We start from the raw sequence: 1,356 nt of genomic DNA, 5'->3' as shown, positions 1-1,356 counted from the left end.
GCGCCGTCTTTACCGTTTTTACCGTCTTTAACGATGGTAGTAGTAACTGAGCCATCACCTAGATTAGTAATAGTGATGGTATGAGTACCGTCGTTGTTATTTACAACTTCACCTGTGATGCTGTCGCCTTTTTCGCCGGTATCACCTTTAGGGCCAGCAGGACCAGTATCGCCTTTTTCGCCTTTAGGACCGGTTGCACCAGTATCGCCTTTAGGGCCAGTCGCACCAGTAGCGCCGGAAGCACCAGTAGAACCACCACCGATTACGCTCAGGGTGTACTCGTTAGTGCCGTTTGAGGTCATTGTCAAACCGTTACCAGCGATCAGTTTCAGGGTGTTATTGGCATTTGATTTAGGATCGTATTTGTAAGTACCTTCAGCTGGTGAGCTACCGCTGCCATTGTGGCCTGAGAATACAAACGGACTCAGGTTTTCGATGCGGTTTGCTACGGCGTACAATTGAGAGCCGTTGATTGCATCGGTAGAAGTTGAAGAGATACGACCTGCGGCAACGTTTTGGATTTGACGTTCGTTACCTGCAGAACCTACAGACAATACTGCGCCGTTATTTAAACCGCTGGTTGCGCCTGCGAAGCCGCTGTAAGTGTAGCTGCCAACAGTAGCAGTATTGGTAGGTACGAATGCGCTGGTTGTAGAGCCGTTACCCAGGGCTACGCTGTTTTCGATAGTAGATTTAGCTTCTGTACCCAAAGCCAGAGTGTTTTTGGCTGTTGCTTGAGCACCGTTACCCAGGGCAGTTGCAAATTGGCCACCATTGGCTTGAGCACCACGACCCAATGCGATGGCTTGTTCTGAAGTGGCTTGGCTTTGTACACCCAAAGCTACTGCGTATTTGCCAGTTGCTTGAGCAGCAGGACCGAATGCAGCGGCAGAAATACCGTCCGCTACAGAACCGCGACCGATTGCTACGGCAGAACCTTTTTTAGCTTGAGCATCGCCACCCAATGCTACCGCACCGTTTGCCAGGGCTTGAGAACGTTGGCCGATAGCAGTTGCCACGATACCGGTTGCTTGAGCATTGGTACCGATTGCCATAGCTGAACCGGCATTATTAGCACCCACAACACCATCACCATCAGCACCAGTAGAGGTACCATCAGCTGTCGCACCATGACCTACTGCAACGTCAGCAGCTTGTTTAGCAGTGGCGCTGTTACCTTGAGCGATAGAGTTATTGCCAGCAGCTTTAGATTGAGTACCCAAAGCGATAGAATTGTTACCGGTTGCTTTAGCAGCAGTACCTGCTTTATTACCCAGAGTACCATCTGTCGCACCGCCAATAGCTACAGAGTTTGCACCTGTTGCTTGAGCGGATGCACCACCGGCAAATGAGCCT

1 pseudogene is annotated in these 1,356 nt (G+C 50.6%); it reads right to left on the bottom strand.

What is annotated here, in order from left to right:
• Positions 1–1,356 (bottom strand): annotated as a pseudogene (locus O3661_RS10575) (hypothetical protein); the annotation flags it as partial.

Source organism: Neisseria sp. 20925_1_37 (assembly GCF_041433255.1).
GTDB classification, from domain to species: Bacteria; Pseudomonadota; Gammaproteobacteria; order Burkholderiales; family Neisseriaceae; genus Neisseria; species Neisseria flavescens_D.
The sequence above is the reverse complement of the archived record's forward strand: the minus strand, read 5'-3'. Positions and strand labels throughout refer to the sequence as shown.